The 25442-nt window shown below is 42.5% G+C and carries 26 protein-coding genes; 20 read left to right on the forward strand and 6 right to left on the reverse strand.

Features of this window, described 5'->3' with window-relative positions:
• Positions 1 to 173 precede the first annotated feature (173 nt).
• Positions 174 to 1235, forward strand: coding sequence for a calcium/proton exchanger (gene cax / locus PBF_RS02070; RefSeq protein WP_035326459.1), 1062 nt, complete (start codon positions 174 to 176; stop codon positions 1233 to 1235).
• Between the two features lie 409 nt (positions 1236 to 1644).
• Positions 1645 to 2466 carry a YfkD famly protein gene (locus PBF_RS02075; RefSeq protein ID WP_035326461.1) on the forward strand — a complete coding sequence of 274 codons (822 nt, stop codon included), beginning with the start codon at positions 1645 to 1647 and terminating at the stop codon, positions 2464 to 2466.
• Between the two features lie 253 nt (positions 2467 to 2719).
• Here the strand turns inward: PBF_RS02075 and yfkAB are convergent, their stop codons facing one another.
• Positions 2720 to 3835 (reverse strand): radical SAM/CxCxxxxC motif protein YfkAB, encoded by a 1116-nt coding sequence (yfkAB, locus tag PBF_RS02080; RefSeq protein ID WP_035326463.1) that lies wholly within the window; start codon positions 3833 to 3835, stop codon positions 2720 to 2722.
• Positions 3836 to 4006: 171 nt separating this feature from the next.
• On the opposite strand from yfkAB, the gene PBF_RS02085 reads away from it, so the two are divergent.
• Together PBF_RS02085 and ggt are read left to right on the forward strand one after the other, a co-directional pair.
• Positions 4007 to 4636, forward strand: coding sequence for a hypothetical protein (locus PBF_RS02085; protein WP_035326465.1), 630 nt, complete (start codon positions 4007 to 4009; stop codon positions 4634 to 4636).
• A gap of 135 nt (positions 4637 to 4771) precedes the next feature.
• On the forward strand, positions 4772 to 6478 hold the full coding sequence (ggt, locus tag PBF_RS02090) for a gamma-glutamyltransferase (protein ID WP_035326468.1): 1707 nt from the start codon (positions 4772 to 4774) through the stop codon (positions 6476 to 6478).
• Positions 6479 to 6491: 13 nt separating this feature from the next.
• Here the strand turns inward: ggt and PBF_RS02095 are convergent, their stop codons facing one another.
• The gene (locus PBF_RS02095) at positions 6492 to 7010 is read right to left on the reverse strand and encodes a DUF421 domain-containing protein (RefSeq protein ID WP_035326471.1); all 519 of its coding nucleotides are present in this window, start codon (positions 7008 to 7010) and stop codon (positions 6492 to 6494) included.
• Positions 7011 to 7188: 178 nt separating this feature from the next.
• On the opposite strand from PBF_RS02095, the gene PBF_RS02100 reads away from it, so the two are divergent.
• The 14 genes from PBF_RS02100 (at position 7189) to PBF_RS02160 (ending at position 21226) form a co-directional block, all read left to right on the forward strand.
• Positions 7189 to 7371, forward strand: coding sequence for an SE1561 family protein (locus PBF_RS02100; protein ID WP_035326476.1), 183 nt, complete (start codon positions 7189 to 7191; stop codon positions 7369 to 7371).
• Positions 7372 to 7549: 178 nt separating this feature from the next.
• On the forward strand, positions 7550 to 9103 hold the full coding sequence (locus PBF_RS02105; RefSeq protein WP_035326482.1) for a fumarate hydratase: 1554 nt from the start codon (positions 7550 to 7552) through the stop codon (positions 9101 to 9103).
• Between the two features lie 118 nt (positions 9104 to 9221).
• The gene (pdaA, locus tag PBF_RS02110) at positions 9222 to 10013 is read left to right on the forward strand and encodes a delta-lactam-biosynthetic de-N-acetylase (protein WP_035326485.1); all 792 of its coding nucleotides are present in this window, start codon (positions 9222 to 9224) and stop codon (positions 10011 to 10013) included.
• A 128-nt stretch (positions 10014 to 10141) separates the two neighbouring features.
• Positions 10142 to 11023, forward strand: coding sequence for a DNA-3-methyladenine glycosylase family protein (locus PBF_RS02115; protein ID WP_035326487.1), 882 nt, complete (start codon positions 10142 to 10144; stop codon positions 11021 to 11023).
• A 19-nt stretch (positions 11024 to 11042) separates the two neighbouring features.
• Complete coding sequence (gene rlmD / locus PBF_RS02120) at positions 11043 to 12431, forward strand: 23S rRNA (uracil(1939)-C(5))-methyltransferase RlmD (RefSeq protein ID WP_035326490.1); 1389 nt, start codon at positions 11043 to 11045, stop codon at positions 12429 to 12431.
• Positions 12432 to 12965: 534 nt separating this feature from the next.
• Positions 12966 to 13502, forward strand: a complete 537-nt coding sequence (locus PBF_RS02125; protein ID WP_152539657.1) for a hypothetical protein — start codon at positions 12966 to 12968, stop codon at positions 13500 to 13502.
• 74 nt (positions 13503 to 13576) lie between these two features.
• Entirely contained in the window at positions 13577 to 15262 is a 1686-nt protein-coding gene (locus PBF_RS02130; protein ID WP_035326495.1) for an AIPR family protein, read from the forward strand.
• Positions 15263 to 15409: 147 nt separating this feature from the next.
• Positions 15410 to 15607, forward strand: a complete 198-nt coding sequence (locus PBF_RS02135; protein ID WP_035326498.1) for a hypothetical protein — start codon at positions 15410 to 15412, stop codon at positions 15605 to 15607.
• Between the two features lie 488 nt (positions 15608 to 16095).
• A complete protein-coding gene (locus PBF_RS02140) occupies positions 16096 to 16773 on the forward strand; it encodes a conserved phage C-terminal domain-containing protein (protein ID WP_035326502.1) in 678 nt (225 codons plus the stop codon).
• Between the two features lie 191 nt (positions 16774 to 16964).
• Positions 16965 to 17921: a tRNA dihydrouridine synthase gene (locus PBF_RS02145; RefSeq protein WP_035326506.1), complete on the forward strand. Its 957-nt coding sequence runs from the start codon at positions 16965 to 16967 to the stop codon at positions 17919 to 17921.
• Positions 17922 to 18030: 109 nt separating this feature from the next.
• Entirely contained in the window at positions 18031 to 18186 is a 156-nt protein-coding gene (locus PBF_RS25110) for a DUF1540 domain-containing protein (protein WP_064503396.1), read from the forward strand.
• A 146-nt stretch (positions 18187 to 18332) separates the two neighbouring features.
• A complete protein-coding gene (locus tag PBF_RS02150; RefSeq protein ID WP_035326509.1) occupies positions 18333 to 19799 on the forward strand; it encodes a protein adenylyltransferase SelO in 1467 nt (488 codons plus the stop codon).
• Between the two features lie 114 nt (positions 19800 to 19913).
• Positions 19914 to 20267: a VOC family protein gene (locus tag PBF_RS02155; protein WP_051488784.1), complete on the forward strand. Its 354-nt coding sequence runs from the start codon at positions 19914 to 19916 to the stop codon at positions 20265 to 20267.
• A gap of 206 nt (positions 20268 to 20473) precedes the next feature.
• On the forward strand, positions 20474 to 21226 hold the full coding sequence (locus PBF_RS02160) for an AAA family ATPase (protein ID WP_035326511.1): 753 nt from the start codon (positions 20474 to 20476) through the stop codon (positions 21224 to 21226).
• Between the two features lie 38 nt (positions 21227 to 21264).
• Here the strand turns inward: PBF_RS02160 and PBF_RS02165 are convergent, their stop codons facing one another.
• From PBF_RS02165 to PBF_RS02180, 4 genes are all read right to left on the reverse strand, one after another.
• A complete protein-coding gene (locus PBF_RS02165; RefSeq protein ID WP_035326514.1) occupies positions 21265 to 21681 on the reverse strand; it encodes a VOC family protein in 417 nt (138 codons plus the stop codon).
• 88 nt (positions 21682 to 21769) lie between these two features.
• Positions 21770 to 22072, reverse strand: coding sequence for a DUF5634 family protein (locus PBF_RS02170; protein WP_035326516.1), 303 nt, complete (start codon positions 22070 to 22072; stop codon positions 21770 to 21772).
• Positions 22073 to 22159: 87 nt separating this feature from the next.
• A complete protein-coding gene (locus PBF_RS02175) occupies positions 22160 to 22621 on the reverse strand; it encodes a MarR family winged helix-turn-helix transcriptional regulator (protein ID WP_235192185.1) in 462 nt (153 codons plus the stop codon).
• Positions 22621 to 23097: a glutathione peroxidase gene (locus PBF_RS02180; protein ID WP_035326517.1), complete on the reverse strand. Its 477-nt coding sequence runs from the start codon at positions 23095 to 23097 to the stop codon at positions 22621 to 22623. The genes PBF_RS02175 and PBF_RS02180 overlap by 1 nt, the downstream gene beginning before the upstream one ends.
• 146 nt (positions 23098 to 23243) lie before the next feature.
• On the opposite strand from PBF_RS02180, the gene PBF_RS02185 reads away from it, so the two are divergent.
• Both PBF_RS02185 and PBF_RS02190 read left to right on the forward strand, forming a co-directional pair.
• Complete coding sequence (locus tag PBF_RS02185) at positions 23244 to 24257, forward strand: DUF1835 domain-containing protein (protein WP_035326518.1); 1014 nt, start codon at positions 23244 to 23246, stop codon at positions 24255 to 24257.
• A gap of 81 nt (positions 24258 to 24338) precedes the next feature.
• A complete protein-coding gene (locus PBF_RS02190) occupies positions 24339 to 25403 on the forward strand; it encodes a C45 family autoproteolytic acyltransferase/hydolase (protein WP_035326521.1) in 1065 nt (354 codons plus the stop codon).
• Positions 25404 to 25442: the final 39 nt, after the last annotated feature.

Raw genomic sequence — 25442 nt, forward strand, 5'->3', positions numbered from 1 at the left:
AAAGGCTGCTGTTTTACACGGCAGCCTTTTTATATGCCATTCGCGGCAAGTTTGATTTTTTCCCAAAATGGCTAAAGAGTAAGTACGTTTTACATAAACTCTCTGCATATAATCACATAGGCAGGAATGTGCAGGCAATACTAAAAATATTAAAAACGTAAGGAGTTAAAGATATGACAAATAAAGTTTTCATGGTATTGGCGTTTGCAGGTGTGCCGCTGTCTGTCATCGGAACATTGATGCATTGGTCCAATATATTGCTGTTTGTGATATACTGCATCACAATTATCGCATTAGCCAGTTACATGGGAAGGGCGACAGAAAGCCTTGCCGTAGTAGCGGGTCCCCGAATTGGGGGATTACTGAATGCCACCTTTGGAAATGCGGTTGAACTTATCATTTCGATTTTCGCTTTAAAAGCTGGCCTGATCAGTGTTGTGCTTGCATCTCTTACAGGATCCGTATTGGGGAATTTACTTTTAGTGGCAGGACTGTCATTTTTCGTTGGAGGAGTAAAATACAAGACCCAGTCCTTTAATGTCTTTGATGCACGCCACAATTCAGGACTTCTGATGTTTGCGGTCATTGTGGCTTTTGTAATCCCTGAAGTTTTTTCGATGACCATGGATGAAGCTGAAACGATTACGTTCAGCATCGGCATTTCTGTCATTTTAATCGCTCTGTATTTAGCGGCTTTGTTCTTCAAATTGGTCACCCACCGGGGCGTCTATCAATCACAAGAGGAAGGCAGAAGTTCTCATGAGGAGGAAACCCCGGAATGGAGCAAAGGAAAAGCCATTGCGGTACTTGCCATTTCGACCATTGCGGTTGCCTATGTATCAGAGAATCTGGTGCATACCTTCGAAACTGTCGGAGAAGCGTTTGGCTGGACAGAGCTGTTTATTGGGGTAGTGATTGTGGCCATCGTCGGAAATGCGGCAGAGCATGCTTCTGCCATCATTATGGCTTATAAAAATAAAATGGACATTGCTGTTGAAATTGCCGTTGGTTCCACACTTCAGGTGGCGATGTTCGTAGCGCCAGTCCTTGTACTGCTGTCGCTGCTGTTCCCGACAGCCATGCCGCTTGTTTTTACGTTGCCTGAGCTGATTGCCATGGTGACGGCAGTTCTGCTGATGATTGTCATTGGCAATGACGGGGAAACCAACTGGTTTGAAGGAGCCACTCTGCTGGCAGCTTACGTGATCATGGGAATCGGATTTTATCTTTTATAGCAAATAGAAAACCGGCTCTGAAAATTCTCAGGGCCGGTTATTTATATGGGTATTTAAGTACTTTTCTTAAAGGATTATGTTTTTTCAGAGAATGGTTCTGTTCGCTTTCTGTCATTGATCACCAACCTTCATGCTGATTTTTGATCATTAACCTGACTTGCAGATGACTTAACAAAAAAACGATTCTCCTCCTTTTACATAGTAGTGGGGTTGATTTCCACTGCCCTCCTTTAATTTAGTAATTTCATTATAAACTTTTAATTGATATTTGTAAATATTCTGATTTTTACAATCTTGTTACAAAAAAATCGAAACAAAGCTTATTTCTCATGGGAGGGATAATATCCCCTATCTCCGAAAAAACTAATATCAACCTAAAGAGATTGTGACTTGAAAGGAGAAAGACATCATGAAAAAATACGTAAGCATTCTTTTTTTAGGTCTTATTCTATTGCTGTCATTCCACCCGGCTGCAGAAGCTCAGAAAGGGGCTGAGAAGCCGGCAAAACAGCCCCCGAAAGCTATCACTATCCCTAATTCGGTGCTGAATGTTACGAAGGAAAATACGTATCCGAACCCTGCGCAGGATATGCCGACACTGCAGCCGAGCGAATTAACTCAGCAGCTCATTGATTCATCCAAGGTTACGATCGAAAATCCGGATCTCATCCGGATGCTGAATGAAACCTCGGTCAGCAGCACTCCGTTCGCGCTTGGCTATAGAGCGATCGTCTATCTCGGTCAGTGGCCGTTAAATTATGAGTCTGCCGAAACCTCCCCAAATTGGGAATATCAAAGGATAAACACGAATTATTTCGATAACAGGGGCGGCAAGGCGCCTTACCAGATTCATTATGTGCAGGAATCCCAAAAGGTTGTCCGCGGGGGTCTGACTGCCAAGGTTCCTAATGCAGAGGATGTTAAAAAGATGATGCTCCTCAAAGCCATGGAGAAATCAGGTCTGCCGCTTGCTTTTGAAACGATTATAGGCGCGGGCACCAAAAAGGATCATATCTATAATATTCCGCCTAAAAGATTAGGCTATCTATACGGCTATGCTCCTGCCATCAACGAAAAGGGGAAAGTCACGTATGGAGAAGTGTATTTGATGCTGAAAGGCAGCAAAAAAATGATCGTCATTAAAAATGTCACTTCACAGGGAATAGGTGCCTGGATTCCGATTCAGGATCATGTGACATTCGGGTTTGTTGTTTCGGAAAGGCCAAGGTAAAAGGAAAAGCGGAAGCGCCTTCGGAACAAGCCAAAATCGCTTGTTCCTGTGAAGATCATCCAAGGAAGCTTTCCTTGGTGCCCACCCCCGACACCTCGAGGGGGCAGGCGTTCCTCCTAAAAGTTAACGCTTTTAGCCGTGCGATGATGATGCTGTCGAAGCGTTCCTTGTGGAGCTAGACAGTTATCGCCGTTTAAAATTGAGTTTTTTGTAATTAGTAAAGCCAGCCCGACATTCGGGCTGGCTGATTTTTTTAGATATTCGAGCGTCGCGTCTTAAAATTTGTTTCTTTATAGTAGCTGTTCTTCACAAGAACGTTAGGGCCCAGGCATTTAATACCGGCACAATGACAGTTCAGGGAATCGGCGAGTTCCGTTCTGCTCCACTTCTGATAAATATCCTCAAGCTGATCGGTCTGGATGTTCCCAAGCGGCGGGGTATCGCCAAAGTCAGTAACAATGACATCACCCGTGAAAATATTAACATTAAGACGTGATCTTCCGTCAGGATCATTACGGACCGTCACATTTTTGGATGAGTGCAGTCTTCTTAGAAGCTCCAGGTCTTCCTTCTCGCTGCTGCAGGCATAAAAGGGCAGGGTGCCAAACAGCATCCAGGTTTCCTCATTCCGGACATCGAGAAGATGGTGGATGGCTGATCTCATTTCTTCAAGAGTTAACGTTTCTAATGAAGAGGCGAAGTCTGAGGGGTACATAGGATGCACCTCATGGCGCTGACAGTTCATTTCTTCCGTAATCTGTTTATGGATTTTCTCAAGATAAGGCAATGTCCGTTTATTAAGCATAGTTTCAGCGGAAACCATTACCCCGGCTTTTACGAGCTCCCTGCTGTTTTCAATCATCCTGTAAAAAAGGCGCTGACGCTGCTCTATTGTCGGCTTTCGCTCCATCATCGCAAAGCCGCCTTCAATAAAGTCCTCCTCCGTTCCCCAGTTGTGAGAAATATGAAGGACATCCAGAAAAGGAATAATTTCTTCGTAACGGGCTAACTCCAGTGTCAGATTAGAATTAATCTGTGTTCTGACCCCTCTGTCGTGCGCATAGCGAAGCAGCGGCGCAACATAATTTTTAACCGATTTTTTGGAAAGCATCGGCTCCCCGCCTGTTATGCTCAGTGATCTTAAAAGGGGAATATCATCAAGCCTTTTCAGCAGCAGATCGATTGGCAGTGCATCAGGGTCTTTCGGCTGAAGGGTATAGCCGACAGCGCAGTGTTCGCAGCGCATATTGCATAATACCGTTGTGGTAAATTCAATATTTGAAAGCACCATTTTTCCGTGCTGATCAATGTCGGAATAAGCTTCCCATGGATCATATTCCGGTGTGATAGGTGATAGTTGTGTTTTCATATGTAGCTCCTTAAAAAATCTAAGTCCTTTGTCATTATTTAATCTTTGGAATCTCTTGTCAATCGATAGTTAGGACTAAAAATGACAATATAACGTTTAATTTCTCCTCCTGCGGGAATTAACTCAATATCAAACGTGAAACACTTTTAAAACAAAGAGGAGGATATTAACATGGAACAGAATAACACTTATAATACGACAAACACAACAACTGCTTTGAGGTCTGATTATGGTCAGAATATGGATATGAATTATGATAATGGACAAAACAGCAAGCTGATGAAAGGGATTGTGATTGGCGGTATTATTGGCGGAGCCTTAGCTATGCTTGATACCTCAACAAGAACGAAAGTGAAAACGAAAGCGATGGATCTTAAGGATTCTTCAGCAAATCTCATTTCAGAAGTAAGGGAAAATCCCGGTGATGTAAAGGAAAACATGATTAACCAATTCAAGAGTGCTTCCAATACCCTGAAAGATGCCATTAAAGACGCACAGAGTTTATATCAGCGCGTCAATGAAGATGTTTTCGGCAACATGGATATGGTAAAGGAAGTGTCAACCGACGCCATGTCAACAGCGAAGGATGCGAAAAGCGAGCTGGCTGATATCGGGTCAAAAGTGAAAGAGGCTGGCTCGGAGTTAATGGAAAGCCCTGTTGAAAACAGTGGAACTTCCACAGGCTCAAACTATCAAGGTACAGGCGCAGTGAGCAGTACAAATACTGCTTTTCCGGCAGAGCGCGGTGAAAGTGCAGTTACCTACAGCCCTGAGACTCAAAAAAACAGCAACAACCTGTAATAAATTTTAAAAATCCTCTGCTCTTATGAGTGGAGGTTTTTTATTGGTTTCTTTTCCTAATGATGGTTGTTTTATATTTTCAAGGAGGGGGTAACCCTTAATTATAGGTACAGGACAATTTTTGGAGGTTACATTATGGGTTATAGACGAGGGAAATCATTATCAAACGATATGGAAAAACAATCACACGAAAGAGAAACAGCTGTTGGTACTGCGGGGATGGTCGTCAGTCCTCATTCAGTTGCCACAGATATAGGTGAAAAAATATTGCGGGATGGCGGCAATGCAGTGGATGCTGCAGCAGCCATCCAATTTGCTTTAAATGTAGTAGAGCCGATGATGACAGGCATTGGCGGAAGCGGATTTTTGATGGTTTATGATAATAAGAAGAAAGATGTAAAAATATATGATGGCCATACTAGGGCGCCAAAAGGCGTGCATCCGGAGATGTTCCTCGATGACAAAGGGGAAGTAATTGATTTTCGCAGACGCTCTACACATGGAACAGCAGTGGGCATTCCGGGTATCTTAAAGGCTTTTGATACAGCTCTTGAGGAGCACGGATCCAAGCCGTTAGCCGATCTGATCCAGCCGGCAATCGAAGCTGCTGAGAGCGGTGTGGAAGTGAACTGGGTAATGGAGGAAGCTCTTCAGAACTTTCATTACAGACTTGGAGAAGAGGCTAAAGCTTTTTATTTCCCTGAAGGCAAAACCTTGAAGGAGGGCGACAGGGTAGTCAAGGATCATTTAGCCCAGACATTCCGGATCCTGCAAAAAGAGGGGATTTCATCTTTTTATGAAGGGGAAATTGCCGAAGCAATTGTAAAAAGTCTTGAAGAAGAAGGCGGCTTTATGACGCTTGAGGACCTGAAGAATTACCGTCTTACAATTGATGAACCGATATGGGGCGAATATAAAGGCTATAAGATTGCTTCGTCCGCTCCTCCGAGTGCAGGCGGTGTAACCGTGATTCAAATATTGAAGATCCTGGAGAAGTTTGACTTAAACCAATATGATCCAAAGTCCTGGGAGAAGTATTATCTGATTACGGAAGCCATGCGATTGGCGTTTGCTGACAAGGTTGCCTATTCAGGTGATCCGGAATTTTCAGATCTCCCGATTGAAGGGCTGCTGCATGATGATTATATTGCTGAAAGGGTCAAGGCCATTAATTTTAAAAGAAGAAATGATGCAATAGATTTTGGAAACCCTTGGAAATATCAAGAAGGCGAACCGAAGCAGATTATCCGCCAGCCGGATGATTTAGAGAAAAGTGAAACGACCCATTTCACAGTTGTCGACCAATGGGGCAATATTGCTGCATGTACATCAACCGTTGAGCACCCATTTGGGTCAGGTATTATGGTAAAGGGCTACGGATTTTTATTGAATAATGAGCTGACAGACTTTGATGCCAACCCTGGCGGCATCAATGAACCAAAACCGGATAAAAGGCCGGTCAGCTGCAAAAGCCCTACGATTCTGTTTAAAGATGATCAGCCTGTCCTGACACTCGGTTCTCCAGGCGGACCGACCATTATAGGCTCGGTTTTTCAGACGATCGTGAATGTTATTGACCATAATATGAATTTAAAGGAAGCGATTGAAGAGCCCCGGATTTTTGCCACAACAGGCCCGCTTATTGAGTGGGAGCCGGGCATCAGCATGGAATCCAAGGGAGAAATGGAGTCCATGGGATTTGAATTTGGAGATAAGCCAAGCCGGATCGGAAATGTGCAGGCCATCCAGATCGACCGGGAGAAAGGCCGTTTGTATGGAGCGGCTGACTCCAGCCGTGAAGGGAAGGCAGCCGGAATTACTGAGGAGCAAATAAAGAGCTGATGCCGTTTTGGCATCAGCTTTCCTTTTGGCCAATATCTGAAAGGGTGCTCACCGTGCTGTTTGAACTGCTCTTTTGAATGACTGACATACTGCCGTCCGTTTCAAACACAACCGCTTCAATTTCATCCATTGAGGAATGACCGCCGGAGCGCACTGCCTGCAGCACTTCTGATTGTAAAACCCTGTTCTCTTTTAAAGCCGATTCAACGAAATGGCCTTTATAATAGAGAAGTTCTGGACTGGCTTTTATGAGCTTATTGAATTTGGCTGAATGAAGAGATAGCCAGGAAACGATATACTGCAGGCTGATTAAAAGAACATAAGCAGTCAGTCCCTCGGCTAGTGATACCTGTTTATTAAGGAATATAGTGGCAAGGGTAGAGCCGATGGCAACTGTCACCACTAAATCAAATGCATTCATTTTGGTTAAGGTTCTTTTTCCTGCTATCCTTAGGAATATAACCAGGAATATATAACTCATTGCCCCAATCGAGAGAACTCTCCATATGTCCTGCCAGCTGGAAAAAAGCATGGTTTGCCTCCCTTCTATATAGTGTCTATTCCTTTTAAAGGAAGACAGTAAACGGACGATTTTTTATTCATTTTCATGTTGCAGGGTTGCATTGACGGGTATATTAAGTAAAAATACTTATTTGCTGAAATCACAGATTTCATGTAGGATGTAATCGAGACGAAAGGAGAGAACGTTTTTGGGCAGTCCGATTCAAGATAAAAATTCACAGGTTACTTTTCTAAAGCAGCGCTTAAATATGTTCCTGGACGTACTGGAAGCTATTGAGCCGGAAGACACTGAAATCGAAGACATCGACCGTCTGATTGAAATGATCGATGACCTCGAATCCAAATGCCGTGAATTTAATAACCGCGATTAACAACAGGAGCCTGAGGGCTCTTTTTTAGTTGCGGAAAATTCCTTTTCCATCCTGTAAACGATTGCAACCTTTGTCTTTAAATACAATCAAGATAGGAGTATAATGGTAGACGATTAATAATTATAATTTTCATAAAAGATATAGCGATATAGGGAGCAAAGGGAAGGGGACTAAAGCAATGAATATCGACAAATTTCAGGAAAGCATGTATCAGCTGATTGTTGAGACATCCACGAATCTTCCGCGTGACGTGCGCCGTGCGATTAAATCAGCGAAAGAAAGAGAAAATGCCGGCACGAGAGCGGCGATGAGCCTGGATACGATTACGAATAATATTAAAATGGCCGATGATAATGTGTCACCAATCTGCCAGGATACCGGCTTGCCGACATTCAAAATCAAAACGCCTGTCGGTGCGAACCAGCTGGTTATGAAAGAAGCGATCAAAAACGCAATTGCCCAGGCAACCAAGAACGGAAAGCTTCGCCCGAACTCTGTTGATTCCTTAACTGGCGCCAACAGCGGGGACAATCTTGGCTTTGGCACTCCCGTTATTAAATTTGAGCAATGGGAAAAAGACTATATTGACGCACGCCTGATTTTAAAAGGCGGCGGCTGTGAAAATAAAAATATCCAATACAGCCTTCCATGTGAACTAGACGGCCTTGGCCGTGCTGGACGCGACCTGGATGGAATCCGCAAGTGCATCATGCACTCTGTATACCAGGCCCAGGGACAGGGCTGCAGCGCCGGTTTCATCGGTGTGGGAATCGGGGGAGACCGCTCTTCAGGCTATGACCTTGCAAAAGAGCAGCTGTTCCGTTCTGTAGATGATGTGAATCCTAATGAAGATCTTCGCAAGCTTGAAGATTATGTGATGGAAAATGCCAATGAGCTTGGCATCGGCACAATGGGCTTCGGCGGGGAAACAACGCTTCTAGGCTGTAAAGTCGGTGTGATGAACCGCATTCCTGCCAGCTTCTTCGTATCTGTTGCCTATAATTGCTGGGCGTTCCGCCGTCTTGGCGTGGCAATCAGCATGGAAACAGGCGAAATTAATGAATGGATGTACCAGGAAGGCGAGCACATCGACTTTGGTGCAACTGAAGCAGAACTTGAGACAGCGGCAGCAGCAGAAACAGCTGAGCAAACAAACATCGTGACACTGCAGGCTCCGATCACGGAAGAACAGATCCGCGGTCTTAAGGTCGGTGATGTCGTCCAAATCAACGGCATGATGTACACTGGACGCGACGCCATCCACCACCACTTAATGGATCATGATGCACCAGTTGATCTTAATGGACAGGTTATTTACCACTGCGGCCCGGTCATGATGAAGGATGAAGACGGCAAGTGGCATGTAAAAGCAGCCGGTCCGACTACAAGTATTCGTGAGGAGCCTTATCAGGGCGATATCATGAAAAAGTTTGGCATCCGTGCTGTAATCGGAAAAGGCGGAATGGGGCCTAAGACATTAGCAGCGCTTCAGGAGCATGGCGGCGTTTACTTAAATGCAATCGGAGGGGCTGCACAATATTATGCAGACTGCATCAAGTCTGTTGAAGGTGTGGACCTAATGGAATTCGGGATTCCTGAAGCCATGTGGCACCTTAAGGTTGAAGGCTTTACCGCAGTCGTGACAATGGATTCCCACGGCAACAGCCTTCATCGTGATGTGGATAAATCTTCACTTGAGAAATTGGCTCAGTTTAAGGAGCGGGTATTTTAATATAGGAACGAGAGAGACTGTTAGCGGTCTCTCTTTTTTTGTGCATTTTTCCCAGCCGGCTCTGTGAATGTTTTTATTCCATTCACAAACACTAAGAAAAAATATTGGAGGAGCTCAGATGAAAAAATTAAGTATCTTCCTGAGTGTATTTATTTTGTTTTTTTCCGGAACAGCTTATGCAAACTACGGCAATTCGCCGGTTCATTGGGGATTTAAAAAGGCAAAAAATGAGGTGCCCGCCGAAGCAGGAAAGCCGCTTGATTCGCTGCTTGAACGGCATGGCTCTTATTATAAAGGCGATACAAGCAAGAAGGAGATCTATTTAACATTTGATAATGGATATGAAAACGGCTATACCGGACAGGTGCTGGACGTTTTGAAAAAGGAAAATGTCCCTGCTGCCTTTTTCGTGACAGGCCATTATTTAAAAAGCGCACCCGATCTCGTCAAGAGGATGGCAGCTGAAGGGCATATCGTTGGCAACCATTCCTGGCATCATCCTGATATGACAAGAGTGAGCGATGAGAAATTTATCAAAGAGCTCGAAATGGTCCGTGCTGAAACCGAAAAGCTGACTGGTGTTAAGCATATGGCTTATTTGCGGCCACCTCGCGGGATATTCAGTGAGCGTACATTGGCTCTTGCGAAAAAGGAAGGCTACACTCACGTATTCTGGTCACTCGCTTTTGTAGACTGGAACACTGATCGGCAGAAGGGCTGGCAGTATTCCTACGACAATATAATGCGCCAGATTCATCCGGGCTGCATTCTGCTTCTGCACACAGTCTCCAAGGACAATGCCGATGCTCTCGAAAAAGCCATTCAGGATCTGAAAAAACGCGGGTACACGTTTAAGAGCCTTGACGACTTGACATGGGAGCAGGCGATTGGGGAGCGGATGCTGTACTGATTAGGTTTGGCCGGTAAAACAGCTGAATATAAATATTTGCATAAAATAGACCCGTTCTTCAGGGTCTATTTTTACATAAGCGAACAATTTTAGAAAAATCACCGCAAAAAATGCTATAATCGGGGAAAATGATAAAGGACGGATTCTTCTTGGAAAAGATACAAGTAGAAGGACCTTATAATTTTGATCTCGTACTGGACAGGCTTTCGAACGATCCTCTTATTCAGGTTAATATAGAGGATAGGTCTGTGAAAGTGCCCATGATGCTTAAGCATCAGCCGGTTGTGGCAGAAGTAAAGGCTATCGGAACGACGGAGCAGCCGGAATTTTTAATTTCCGGAACGGATGGCCCCCTTAAAGAAAAAGCAGCCGAGCGTTTATCGGAAATATTTCAATGGCATCTGCCGCTTGAGACCATTCACAGGCATTTTCAAAACACTGAATTACAGCAGATATTTGAAGCGCATTATGGAACACCTATTGTGCTCGACTTTGATCCATACGGCTGTATCTTGAAATGCATTATACACCAGCAGCTGAACCTTGCTTTTGCTCACACATTAACAAAACGGTTTGTGAAAGCATTTGGCTTTGAAAAAGACGGAGTGTGGTTCTATCCGCTCCCTGAAAAAGTGGCAGAACTTAAGGTGGAGGACCTGAGGGAACTGCAGTTCAGCGGACGGAAGGCTGAATATGTGATTGGCATTGCCAAAGAAACAGCCGCGGGAAATATAAACTTTGATGAGCTTAAAAACCTTTCAGATGAAGAAATTTATGATAAACTGATCAAATTGCGCGGTGTCGGACCCTGGACAGTTCAGAACTTCTTAATGTTCGGGCTTGGCCGGCCAAATCTTTTTCCGGCTGCAGACATCGGCATCCAGAATGCATTGAAAAAATTATATAAATTAGAAGCGAAACCGACTCTGGAGGAGATGGAGACATTTTCAAAGAGCTGGAATCCTTATTTGAGCTATGCTTCGCTTTATTTGTGGAGAAGCATCGAGTAATTTGGAGTGATGAAGGATCATGAAACAAGAACAAACAGCTAAATTAAAACTAAAGCAGACGTTCCCGCTGACAATTAAAAGGCTTGGCATCAATGGCGAAGGCGTCGGTTATTTTAAAAGGCAGGTGGTATTTGTCCCTGGGGCACTGCCTGGCGAGGAAATTGTGGCAGAAGCTACAAAGGTAAATCCAAAGTTTTCCGAGGCCAAAATCAAGAAAATCCGCAAAAAATCAGAGTTCCGCGTCCAGCCGCCATGCCCGGTCTATCATGAGTGCGGCGGCTGCCAGCTGCAGCATCTCCGCTATGATCAGCAGCTGAAGGAGAAGCGGGATATCATTATTCAGGCTTTAGAACGACACACAAAGCTTAATCCTGAAAAGCTGGATATAAAAGAAACCATTGGAATGGAAGATCCATGGAGCTACAGAAATAAAAGCCAGTTCCAGGTTGGCCAAAAAGACGGGAAGGTGCTGGCCGGTTTATATGGCATGAATTCGCACCGCCTGATTAATATTGAGCACTGTGCGGTCCAGCATCCGCAGACAACAAAGGCAACAGAAGCAGTAAAGCGGATTCTTCAGGACCTGCGAATCCCTATTTATAATGAGAGAAACCGCAAAGGCATCGTGAGAACCATCGTTGCCAGGGTGGGAATACAGACAGGCGAGCTGCAGATCGTATTGATTACAGCTCAAAAAGAGCTTCCTAAAAAAGAGATTATTATCGAAAAAATAAAAAGTGAACTGCCTGAAGTAAAGTCCATCATTCAAAATGTGAACGGTGAAAAAACCTCCATTATTTTTGGACAGGAAACCACGAATCTGGATGGAAGCGACTTTATTCAGGAAACACTTGGAGATCTTCAGTTTGAGCTTTCGGCACGGACTTTCTTCCAGCTGAATCCTGAACAGACCGTCAAGCTTTATAATGAGGTCAAGAGAGCAGCGGCTTTAACCGGCAAGGAAAAAGTTGCTGATGCATACTGCGGCGTCGGAACGATCGGACTATGGGTAGCCGATCAGGCAGCCGAAATCCGCGGCATGGATATCATCAGGGAATCGGTTGAAGACGCAAAGAAAAATGCGGCCCGCCATGGAATTAAACATGCCCAATACGTTGTCGGAAAGGCAGAAGAATGGCTTCCGAAATGGACTAAAGAAGGATGGCGTCCGGATGTCATCATCGTCGACCCGCCAAGAACAGGACTGGACCAGCAGCTGTTAAAAACTATTTTAAAAGTCCAGCCGAAGAAGGTGGTTTATGTCTCGTGTAATCCATCCACATTGGCAAAGGATATCTCAGTTCTGAGCTCTAAATATAAGGTAAATGGCATACAGCCTGTGGATATGTTTCCGCAGACGGCGCACGTTGAGTGTGTCTCGCAACTCATTTTAAAAGAAGGCAAATGACCCTTAAGAATCAAGTTGTACATTAAAATGTGCTTCGTAATGGGGTTACCCACCGAGCAAAGAACCTAAAGCTGTGAAAGATGTATAGAAACCAGGCAAGCTACAGGCTGCTAATATGTAGGGATTGATTTTATATATTGACTCAAAAGTGAAAAAACACCTATTTTTTTAGGTGTTTTTTCACTTTTTTGAGAGAAGTCATAAAGTTTAAAGAAGAAGATGTTGACTATCTAATTTAGGTGTAAATTTAATAATCTATTATATACGTGGTATAATTTTACAGGGAGGTTGCGATAATGGCCTTCATTAATGTGAAAAATTTTAAAGACCAGGAGAAATAATAATGAAAAAGATTTAGTTTTAAATAATCTTAGCAAGTATGCTTCTATCTTAAGAGAGATCCATTATTTTAATAAAACAGCAAACGGGTGGAGCGATAATGATGTAAGACTTACTTCTTTTGCAAAACTAATAACTTGTATAGATAATGCTAGAATAAATTATGCATTAAGTAATCAGTACTTCTTTGATAAATTGTCTAAAAAGTCGTATGCCAACAAAGTTTTTTACACCGCTGGAATACCCAAGAATGGAAGAAATATTACGAGAGCCAATTATATTTATGATATAAAAAGAGTATTGCTGCTTTCATTATACCAATCCCTTGAAAGCTCCCTACGTGTAATTTCAAAGTCATCGGTTTTTAATTGTCATAACTATGGAAATTTCCATAGTACTTATACTGGTATATTTAATAATATAAATTTAGCGGTATATAATCCTATCAAGAAAGATGAATATATTTCATTAATGAACATTGTAAGAACAATGAGAAATTCTGTTCATACGAATGGAGTATATGATCCTAAACCTAACAGACATGGAACACAACACCCATTTAATGAAACTTACAGAAAATTATATAGATATAATGTTGGAGATAAAGTAATTTTTGGCTGGACAGATTTGGAGGAATTTATTAAAGGGAGCATTGAATTATTAGTAGAACTAATGAAAGACCCAAAAGTCATTTCAATACCTAATAATCAGATGATCGATCCTTCTGCGTAATATTTTTATAATTAAGAAAGAACCTATTTAAACAAAATGTTATTAATTTTTATACAATGGGGTGCCTTTTTACAATGAGTATGTTCCACGTAGGAATAATTAAGAATTTTCTTCAGAATGAGTTTAATGGTCTAATCGATCTTTCAGATTATAAAGATAAGTCTGTTCAAGAACAAGAAACTGTTTTTTTGACGAGAGCACTTGCAGCTTTTACTATCAACATGTTATGTGATATTAGTTCCGAAGAGGCTGGGAAATGTGTCACTGATGGCTATGGTGACAATGGAATAGATGCGCTTTATTACAATCAAAAAGAAAAGGTTCTTTATCTTGTGCAAACAAAGTGGAGACAAGATGGAACTGGAAGTGTGGATCGCGGAGATATACAAAAATATTTTTTAGGTATACGCGATCTGATTGTACCTAGGTATGAAAGGTTTAATGATAAAATACAAAAACGTAAAGAAGAAATTGATGCTGCATTAAGAGATGCAAATACAAAATTTATGGTTGTTCTTGCTTATACTGGCCAGGCTGAACTAGCAGCTAATATCAATGAAGACGTAAACTCTTTTCTAAGCGACCTTAACGATTCTTCAGAGTTTATTAGCTTTAAATCTCTAAAACAAGCAAACCTTTACAATATGATAGCAAAAGGTGCACAAGGTGAACCTATCAATGTTGAGGTAGCCTTGTCAAATTGGGGTGAAAATGAAGAACCGTATAAAGCATATTATGGTCAGGTAGCTGCAAGTGATATTGCGTTGTGGTGGGAAGAACATTATCCTAGTTTATTTTCACCAAATATCCGGATGTTCTTAGGGGATACAGATGTTAATGATAATATTGTAAAAACTCTAAAAGAAGAACCAGAGAAATTCTGGTATTTTAATAATGGTATTACTGCATTATGTTCTACTATAAAAAAGAAACCTATAGGCGGTAGTACAAGAGCATACGGGATATTTGAAATTGAAGATTTGAAGATTGTTAACGGCGCACAGACAGCAGGGTCAATAGCACAAGCTGCAAGGAACTACCCTGAACAAGTTGGGATGGCCAATGTTTCTATTAGGTTTATCCAATTGAAAGATAGCCCTGAAAACTTTGAAAGAGAAGTAACTAGAAATACAAATACCCAAAATAAAATTGAAAAAAGAGATTTCGTTTCGTTGGACCCTGAGCAAGAACGTATAAAAGATGAACTTAATTTACATGCTATTGCTTATATATTTAAGTCAGGTGAGAGTATAGTTGATACACAAAACAGTTTTGATATCGTGGAGGCAACTGTTGCGAGAGCATGTAACCTAGATGAAATAGATTTAGCAGTGCAAGCTAAAAGGGAAATCGGCAAACTATGGGATGATATTAATAGGGCTCCCTACAAAATTCTTTTTAATAAAGGTGTAGGTAGTTTAGAGCTTTGGAGACAAGTACAAATCTTGAGGGTAGTTGAGGGAGAATTATCTAAGAAAGTGAAGGAGTTAAGTGGTAGAGAAAGATTATACGCAATTCATGGCAACCGATTTATTACTCATTTAGTTTATCAGAAAACAAAGGAAATTGAAGGTACTACAGATATAATGTTAACTGAAAGTGAAAAAGAAACAATCAAAATGTATACATCAGAGGTACTCATTGATTTGATATCCATAGCAGAGGCTGAATACCCTGACTCAATGCTAGCAAGTTTATTTAAAAACTTTTCTAAATGTAAAGAACTAAGCTCAATATATTTTAGACGAACAAATGAATAGTAATATTCTGTTCGTTCATAGGTGTTAAAACTCACCAACACCCCTTGTATTGCCACATACACTCCGGCCATGTTGAAACAGTTACACTGCTGGAACTCAAATAACTCGTTTTTGTTTTCTATAAAATTGGCAGGGAGAGAATTTTGTATGGATGTAAATAAAAAATGGCTCTCCATTCCTAAAGAGTTTAGAAGCCAACTTAGAAAAAATGTCTTTTGTACAAAATGTAAAGATGCTGTCACTATTGAGAGTTTTACGATTGAAGACCATCAATTTGGGATAGTCCTACATGGCAAATGCCAGCAGTGCGGACATGAAGTGGCGAGAGTTGTTGAAGCTGAGTAGGGTTGAATATGGCTAGCTGCCTCAAATGGCGGATCAGCTGTTAATCGCAAATAGCAAAAAATAGTAAGCCTGTAGGCAGAAAATATGTTATAGGCTTGTTTCAGACCCCATCCTGAAACAAGCCTAAATGAGGAGTGGTATGTTGTTAACCGCTCTTTTTTTATGCTCGAACGATGAACCTGTCCCCCTGACCCGCCTAATGAGTTCAGTTTGACCCCTTTGAAGCATCCCCGCCTGAGCAAACCAATACCATAGAGTACTACAAAGAATACTTACAAAATGATATACATAATCTCTCTTTTTCAGTCAGCTGAAAGGTTCCATCCCTGATGTTTTAATCAGCCATATTAAAAATTTTCAATTTACCCTGTCCTTTTGGCTGTTTTCTTTGTATATAGAGGGTGAGGAGCTGAATCAATGGATAGTGTCAATGATGATCATTATGAGATTTGGCGAACTATTTCTGAAAATATTCTGGAGGGATTTAAATGAGTAAGTTTTTAGTGGGGGAACGGCCGATTATATTGATTCCATCGCTCGCGGTGAAGCTGGGAATGAAGGAGGCGATCGTGCTACAGCATGTCCATTATTGGCTTTCAGTCAGCAGGAATGAGAAGGATGGCCGAAAATGGGTTTACAACACGTATGAAGAATGGAAGAAACAGTTGCCGTTTTGGTCGCTTAGTACCATTAAACGGACTATTGCCATTCTCGAGGAAAAGGGATATCTCCTGTCGGATAACTTCAATGCACATAATTGGGATCAGACAAAATGGTATTCGATTGACTATGAAAAGCTGAGGGAGATTGAGGGAGATTTAAAGGGGCCCATTCAAATAAAGGGTGGGGAATATTCTCATCAGGATAACGAGGAAACGGAAATTCCGTATGCTGCCATCATCCAATATCTTAATGAGAAAACGGATTCGGGCTACCGGGAGAGCTCCAGGAAATCGAGGAGTCTGATCAGGGCTTGGTGGGAACAAGGCTTCACCCTGGAGGATTTTCAAAAGGTTATTGATTTGAAGGCTGCCGAATGGAAGAGAGACCCGCAATATTCCCGCTACCTGAGACCTCAAACACTGTTTGGCTCAAAATTTGAAGCGTATTTAAATCAAAAGCCGCAGGCAAAACAGCTGCGGGAGGAAGATTTTAACCTTGACTGACTAAACGGGTTTGCTAAAGAGCTGCTGATTAATAACTAAGGAAAAAATATCTAATGTGAAACCTCTGCAGGCAGTTTGATAAAAAGTGACCAACCATGGTATAAGTGTATAAGTAGCAGGAATATGCTGCTTTTTAATTTTGGGATATGGGTTAGTCTGGTATCCCTTAATGAGAGGATTGGAATGTAAAGATGAAAGAAAATTTCTGGCGTGAGTTACCGCGGCCATTTTTTATACTGGCACCCATGGAAGAGGTGACAGATGTTGTTTTCCGCCATGTGGTGAGTGAAGCAGCAAGACCTGATGTGTTTTTTACTGAGTTTACAAACTCAGATAGCTATTGTCACCCTGAGGGGGTCAATAGTGTGCGCGGGCGTTTGACTTTTACAGAGGATGAACAGCCGATTGTCGCCCATATATGGGGGGATAAACCTGAATATTTCCGGCAAATGAGTATTGGTATGGCGGAAATGGGCTTTAAGGGATTGGATATCAATATGGGCTGTCCGGTCCCGAATGTGACCCAGAATGGGAAGGGAAGCGGCCTGATCCGCCGTCCCGAACTGGCAGCAGAACTAATACAGGCAGCCAAAGCAGGAGGTTTGCCGGTAAGTGTAAAGACAAGGCTCGGTTTCACGGAGGTAGACGAATGGAAGACCTGGCTGAAGCATATTTTGGAGCAGGACATTGCGAATCTTTCCATCCATCTGCGAACACGGGACGAAATGAGCAAAGTGCCTGCGCATTGGGAGCTGATTCCGGAGATTAAGGAGCTTCGTGATCAGGTTGCACCGGATACTCTTTTGACAATCAATGGAGATATTCCTGATCGTCAAAAGGGCTTGGAGCTTGCCGAGAAATACGGGATTGATGGAGTCATGATTGGGCGAGGCATATTCCATAATCCATTTGCCTTTGAAAAGGAGAAGAAGGATCATACTAGTGAGGAATTGCTGGACCTTTTAAGATTGCATATGGATCTCCATGATCAATATTCACATTTAGAGCTGCGGCCGTTCACGGCTCTTCACCGCTTCTTCAAGATCTATGTCAAAGGATTCCCAGGGGCAAGTGCACTAAGAAATCAATTGATGAACACAAGGTCAACAAATGAAGTGCGTGAATTGCTTGATAACTTTTCGGTATAAGAATAACTTCGTCCAAGGTCATTTCACCCTTTAATGGAACAATATCCCATATGCTTAACTCTCTTAAAAAGGGGTATACACTCAGTAAACCAAAAGGAGGTGGCCAAGAATGGAAGTAGAAGTTTTGTGTAACGTGGAAAACTGTAAGTACTGGGCTGAAGGTGATAAATGTGTAGCTGACTCTATTTATGTGATTGGCCAGAATGGCCGGGAAGCGGATGAAATAGAGGAAACAGCCTGTAAAACGTTTGAGCCAGATGCATAAGCATGAGAAAGCCTGACCGCCGGAGGATGAAAAATCCCGGCTGTCAGGTTTTTTTACATACAAAAAGATGCCCGCTATGTTTTATCAAGAAAGGGTATAATAAAGGAAAATGACTATAAAACCATGAAGGCAAGGAAGGAGTTATGATGACAATTAGCAATGAAATCGGATGGAATTTTGATAATAGCTATGCGCGGCTCCCGGAGACATTCTTCTCAAAAATGAAGCCAAACCCTGTACAATCCCCTGAACTGGTGATCCTTAACGGGCAACTGGCGAAATCTCTGGGATTAAATATGGATGCATTGACAAGTGAAACAGGCATTGAGATCCTTTCAGGCTCTCAAGTTCCAGAAGATGCTGAACCTCTTGCTCAAGCTTATGCAGGACATCAGTTTGGACATTTTAATATGCTTGGGGATGGCCGGGCAATGCTGATTGGCGAGCAGATAACACCAGAGGATAAAAGGGTCGACATTCAGCTGAAAGGCTCCGGCAGAACGCCATTTTCGCGCGGCGGTGATGGGCGGGCGGCTCTGGGCCCGATGCTCCGGGAGTACATTATCAGTGAAGCCATGCATGCACTTGGAATACCCACTACCCGAAGTCTGGCGGTTGTAACAACAGGGGAAGCCATTATCCGGGAAACCATGCTTCCGGGTGCGATCCTGACAAGAGTGGCGGATAGCCACATACGGGTGGGGACTTTTCAATATGCGGCGAATTGGCGGCCTGTTGGGGAGCTTAGAACCCTGGCAGATTACACGATTGAGCGTCATTATCCTGAAATCAAAGAAGATGACAATCCTTACCTGGCTCTCCTAAAGAAAGTGATCCAGCGTCAGGCTGCGCTCATTGCGAAATGGCAGCATATAGGCTTCATCCATGGAGTCATGAACACCGACAACATGACAATCAGCGGAGAAACGATTGATTATGGTCCGTGCGCTTTTATGGATAAGTATGATCTGGCAACTGTCTTCAGTTCCATTGACAGGGAAGGCCGTTATGCTTATGGAAATCAGCCGTATATTGGCGGCTGGAATCTGGCGAGATTTGCGGAAACTCTTATACCTCTACTGCATGAAGAGGAAGAGGAAGCTGTGAAAATAGCTCAGGACGCCATTTCAGAATACAATAAAATGTATCAGGACTATTGGCTTGCCGGCATGAGGGCAAAGCTTGGGATCTTTAATGAAGAAGCAGAAGATGAAGCCCTTTTTACCGGACTTCTAAAGATTATGCAAAAGTCTGAAGCCGATTATACGAACACATTCCGTGCCTTAACGCTGGGCGACCTTGAGAACACTGTGTTAGGTAATAATCAGGAATTTGCCGGCTGGCATGGTCAATGGCAGGAAAGGCTGACCAGGCAGAAGGAAACGAAAGAAGAAGTAAATCAGTTAATGAGGGCCAGCAACCCGGCCGTCATCCCGCGAAACCACCGGGTGGAAGAAGCTCTGGAAGCCGCTGTTAACAATGGAGATTACACCGTGATGGAAAAGCTTCTTACGGCGCTCGAGAATCCTTTTGCATATACAAAGGATCAGGAAGTATACTGCAAGCTTCCGGACACATCAGGCGCGCCATATCGAACATTTTGCGGAACTTAATAACAATAAATAGGCAAAGCCTGGCCCCATTATCGGGTCAGGCATTTTTTATTAAGCAGGAATTTTCATTTTAGATAAGAATACTATTTATAATTAAAAAAGGAGGAAATTTCCATGTTGAATCAAATATGTGTAATCACGATCAAAGTAAGAGATTTGAAAAGTGCAGTGAATTTTTATACTGAGATTTTAGACTTCAAAGTATCGAAGCATTATGGAGATAAAATTGTCAGTCTTGTACATGATGATGTGCCGATTGTTCTGGAAGAAAGTGCAGATGGAAAAACAGGCTCAAATGTATTGCCTGGGATCCTTTCAAAGAATATTGAAAGTGACTTCAGCAGAATGAGAGAAGCTGGTGTGAAAATGCTTTTTGAAAATCCTCAAGTTTGTCCTCCAGGCCATTACTTCACTATTGAGGATCCTTCAGGAAATCAGATTGAAATAGTTGAGTTCTCTAATTTATAGAAGTCATAAGGGGCAGGAGAGATTAATTAAAATTCAATACCAACTGGCGACACAGGCATTCACTATTTTTAGAGACGAAAGATCTTCTAAGGCTTTTGGAAGGGCAGGATCATTTGCTGTAAAATGGTACGGATAGTTTTACATTTCCTAAGAGTGGCTTCAGTCCAGATGACTATAGCTGACTAATAAATTTATGAGGTATTTTTATGGATCTATTAAGTTCACAATACGTAAGAGGCATTAGGCTTAAAAGAGAAGATATTCCATCCTTCCATCAGTATCCTTTCAGCCTTCCGAGCTTGAAAACGCTGGATGAGATGGCTTTTCACCCGAAAGTTACCTTTCTGATCGGCGAGAATGGGATGGGTAAGTCGACCCTGCTGGAGGCAGTTGCGGTTGCACTGGGGTTCAATGCGGAAGGCGGATCATTCAATTTTAATTTTTCCACCTTCGATTCACATTCCATACTGGGCGAATATTTAAAGGTAATAAAAGGAGTGGATAGACCGTCTGATGGTTTTTTCTTAAGGGCAGAGAGCTTTTATAATGTAGCTTCCAATATTGAGGAAATGGACAGGGAAGGCGGCGCACCAAAAGTAATTGACTCCTTTGGAGGCCGTTCTTTACATGAGCAGTCGCATGGGGAAGCGTTTTTCTCCACCTTTCTTCATCGCTTTCGCGGCAGCGGAATCTACATTCTGGATGAGCCCGAAGCGGCACTTTCACCCTTGAGGCAAATGTCCATGCTGACAAGGATTCATGATTTGGTCAGCGAACATTCACAATTTATTATCGCCACACATTCTCCCATCATTATGGCCTATCCTGATGCAGCCATATATGAATTCACTGATGACGGCATCTCGGAAAAGCAGCTGGAAGAAACGAATCATTACCGTATAATGAAGCAATTCTTCGATGACAAGAATAGAATGCTCCATCATTTGCTGAATGAATAAAAAATGGAGGCCGCATGCCTCCATTTAGTCTATGTATACTATTCGCTTTCGTGGCTGAACATCCAGTTAACCCCGAATTTATCTGTTAACTGGCCAAAGCTCTTGCTCCAGAATGTTTCCTGCAGCTCCATGGTTACATTACCGCCATCTGCCAGGTTGTTAAAATACTTTCTGAGGTTATCCACATCATTAATGACAACTGCGAGATTAATGTTATTTCCTATTGTAAATGGCATACCTGGAAACGTATCTGAAAACATGACAGTACTGCCGCAAATGGTAAGGCTTGAATGCATAACCAGATTTTTGGCTTCCTCCGGCAGAGGATATTCAGGATTTTGCGGAGAATCACCAAAAGTTGTAATCTCAGGCATCTCCAGTTCGAAAGCCTTTGCATAAAATTCAATAGCTTCGCGTGTATTTCCATCAAAATTTAAATAGGCATTAACAGCCATACCGTCCACTCCTCCCATTAAATACAATTCCATTATAGACAAAATATTTTAAAATTAATATAGTCCAACGTCAAAATCAGAACAATCTTTATAATTCCTGAAGTGCTTGTTCTATACTGGTAAATCCTCTTTTATCAGCACCATCAGGTTCATCCGATTCAATGGTCCATTCATTTTTAGCAGGAGTTAATCCGCCGTTCCCATCCTTAAGGAATGGGCTGTGCACATGATACGTTTTCCCTGCTTTCTTCACCGTGTATCCTAAATAGCAGTGCTGGTCCTGGCCTTCTTCCTCGAAAACGCCAATATCATCGATTCCATATTTGTCCAGGTATGAATGAAATGGCTCCTGCAATGAACTTATTACTTGCTCTCTTGGTAAAAACTCCATTTTGATTGCTCCCTTCCATATTAGCTATCCTTAATATGGCTATTTTTGGAGGGATTAAACACGGAACTGTGAAAAGAGTACCCCGCATCAGCGAGGTACTCTGCTCCTTAGCTTCATTCTAAGGTTTCCGAGAAGCTTCATAAGTTCTTCATATTCTTCCAGTTCAATGCTGCAAGTCTGAATGGCCTCTCCGACATTTAGGGTGATAACCTCTTTTTCCTTGCGTGCTTTCTCCTCAAGGAAGATATATACCTTGCGTTCATCCGCTTTGGAGCGTTCTTTTCGAAGCCACCCGTTAGAAATCATCCTTGAGATCATCGGGGTGAGTGTACCGGTGCCAAGGTTCAGTCTTTCTCCAAGCTCTTTGGCTGTCATGCCATCCTTTTCCCAAAGGGCCAGAAGAACCAGATACTGCGGGTAGGTTAAGCCGAATGGCTGAAGGGCACTTGTATACAGTTTGGTAAATTCGCCTGCTGTTTCATAAACAGCAAAACAAAGCTGTTTATCCAGTGTAAAAAAATCTTTCACATCATCACCTGATCCCGGCATTACAATAACTTCGCCAAATCATCCTCAATTTTTCCAGGTTCTGTTGTTGGCGCATAGCGTTCTACAACCTGGCCGTTACGGTCCACGAGGAATTTGGTAAAGTTCCACTTAATGTTTTTGGACAGAATGCCTTTTTTCTGTTCTTTCAGGTAAGCAAATAATGGATCCGCATTGTCGCCATTTACATCAATTTTTGCGAAAATCGGGAAAGACACACCATAATTAAGCTGGCAAAACTCAGTGGTTTCCTCAATATTTTCGAACTCCTGGTTATTGAACTGATCACAGGGAAATCCAAGAATTTCAAGGCCCTTGTCTTTATACTTTTCATAGAGCTCCTGCAGCCCTTTAAATTGGGGCGTCAACCCGCATTTGCTTGCTGTGTTTACGATAATTAGAGGCTTTCCTTCGTATTCTTTCAGAGATTTCAATTCACCATTCGTTTTCTGGACTTCAAAATCATAAACCGTTGTCATTGGGATACCTCCTATTTTTAATCGTGTACGATTTAATCTTAAGCGATATAAGTTCTTTTTGCAAACAATCAGCTTTTTATGAAACTAGCAAGAAGGTTCATTCGTAGGAAAGATAGATTCCAATTCATATACAAAGGATGATCATAATGGTGGACGAATTGCGGGAAGCAATTGAGAAACTCCCGGAGCGTGGAGCGAAGAGTTATCTATTCCACATATTGCTTCGGGCCCATTTATTGAAAAACAGCGCTGATTCTCAGGAAGAGATCATGGAACTGCTCAATGATATTCAAAAAAAGATAATCTTTTATTCCCAGGAGAGGATATTGGAGCGGGAATATGAAACATACCACATTGTGTGCGGAGAATCACCGGCAGGATCTTTAAAGGTAGGACTGAGTAAAGAAAATAAGGTCATTGGCTTTCCTGATTTCTTTAGCAATGGACCGCTCTGGAGGATGGAAGAAGAGGAGGGAAGAAAACAGCGATTCGAATGGCTGATGGATCATATTAATATGCATGAAGATTATCTGGAAAAGGAATATGAAAGAAAAATAGCCTCAGCACTTGAGGAGATCGATGAAATTCCAGCGGGCAAACCGATCGTGATCTGGACAGCTGACAATGCGGATGAACAAACAGGTTTGCGGTATTTCCTTCACTTATTAAGAAACAAAGAAAATAATGTGCATGTTATTAATACTGCTCAGTCGTATAAGGAGCTTTTTCCTGCAAAAAAGAATCAATACATCTTAAGGCACTCAGGTGAAGCAGCTCCAGAAAAACTGAAGATCATATTAGAGAAAAACATGGGAAGCCCTTTAGCTGCCGAAGAAAGAACTGGTTTAGTATCGGATTGGCAGGCACTCTCCAAGACAAAGGAAGTGCTGCGCATATGGGAAGATAATGAAATACATAGTGTGCATGAGAGTTATTTTGATGACTATATCATCGAGTCAGCCAAAAAGCTTCATAAAAGCAACAAGGGTTTTATAAAATCGGCCAGATTAATCGGGGAAGTGATAGGGCACCTGGATGAGCCGATTGGTGATGGCTTTGCTGAGTATAGAGTAAGATCCCTGATTTATAACGGTGTATTTGCGATAAAAGGAATTCCGAAAAGTATGAGGTTTTATAGCATTAAACTGAAAGAGATTTAGATTTCAAAAATCCCTCGGCTGGAATTTCATGCAGCCTTCCTTTATTCTAAATAAAAGAAACGAATAGAAGAGGGATTCATTTTGAAAAAGATTTACAGTGATATAATTCAATTCCGCGGGACCCACTTTGATTTTGGCGTCATGCAGGGGGAACGTATAAAGGATTCTCTTTCAGTTAAAAATCGGGAGGATCAATGGAAGGTACGGAAGCCGCGCTTTTCAATAAATGAAGCAGAAGTAAAAAAAGCAATTACAAGGTTTGCGCCCGGAGTCTGGAATGAGCTGCTTGGGCTGCAGGAAGCATTACAATGGCCGATGGAGCGGGTGTTACAGGAGTTTGGCGGATATCGCCTTGATTATGTCCGTTCAGGCTGTTCCATCCTGACAGGGGCTGATTACCTGGTCCGCAATTATGATTACCATCCGAAAACCTATGAGGGGCGCTATACCTTTTATCAGCCAACCGATAAGGGCTATGCGATTATAGGTCCCAGCCAGAGGGTGACTGGCCGGATGGATGGCATGAATGAAAAAGGACTTGTCATCGGCTATAATTTCATGAACCGTAAAAAGCCTGCTGATGGCTTTATCTGCTGCATGATCGGCCGCCTGATTTTAGAGGCGTGTGCAAATGTCAAAGAAGCGGTTGAGATGCTGAAGGAAACACCGCACCGCCATTCCTTTACATACGTTGTGTATGACACAAGCGGAGAGACATATGCAGTGGAAACATCTCCGAGAGGTGTAGAGGTCCGTCAGACAACTGCCTGCACAAACCATTTTGAAATTATGAAGGATGAAAACCGCAACCATCTGGCTGACAGCATGCGCAGGCTGGATGTCATGAAAAGCCGTCAGGGTGAGCGCCTGGATGCACATGATGCATTCCGCCTTCTCAATGATAGCGATAAAGGCGTTTTTTCGGATCTTTACGGAAGCTGGGCCGGGACCATTCATACATCAGCCTATCTGCCGGGGGAGATGAAAGCCTGGTTTGCGCTCGGCGGCGACAGAGAGCCGGTTGTTTTTGACTTCAGAAGATGGCTTGAAGGCAAGGATATTTTAATGAATAAAATCACTGGTGAAGTGGATACGGATATTCCTTTTTTACATATGGATGAGCAAGCGAATTGGTTCAGGAAATGATGTAACGGAGAGTTGTGTTCTCCGTTTTTTCTATTTTGA

Source organism: Cytobacillus firmus DS1 (assembly GCF_000565285.1).
Lineage (GTDB): Bacteria > Bacillota > Bacilli > Bacillales > Cytobacillaceae > Cytobacillus > Cytobacillus firmus_A.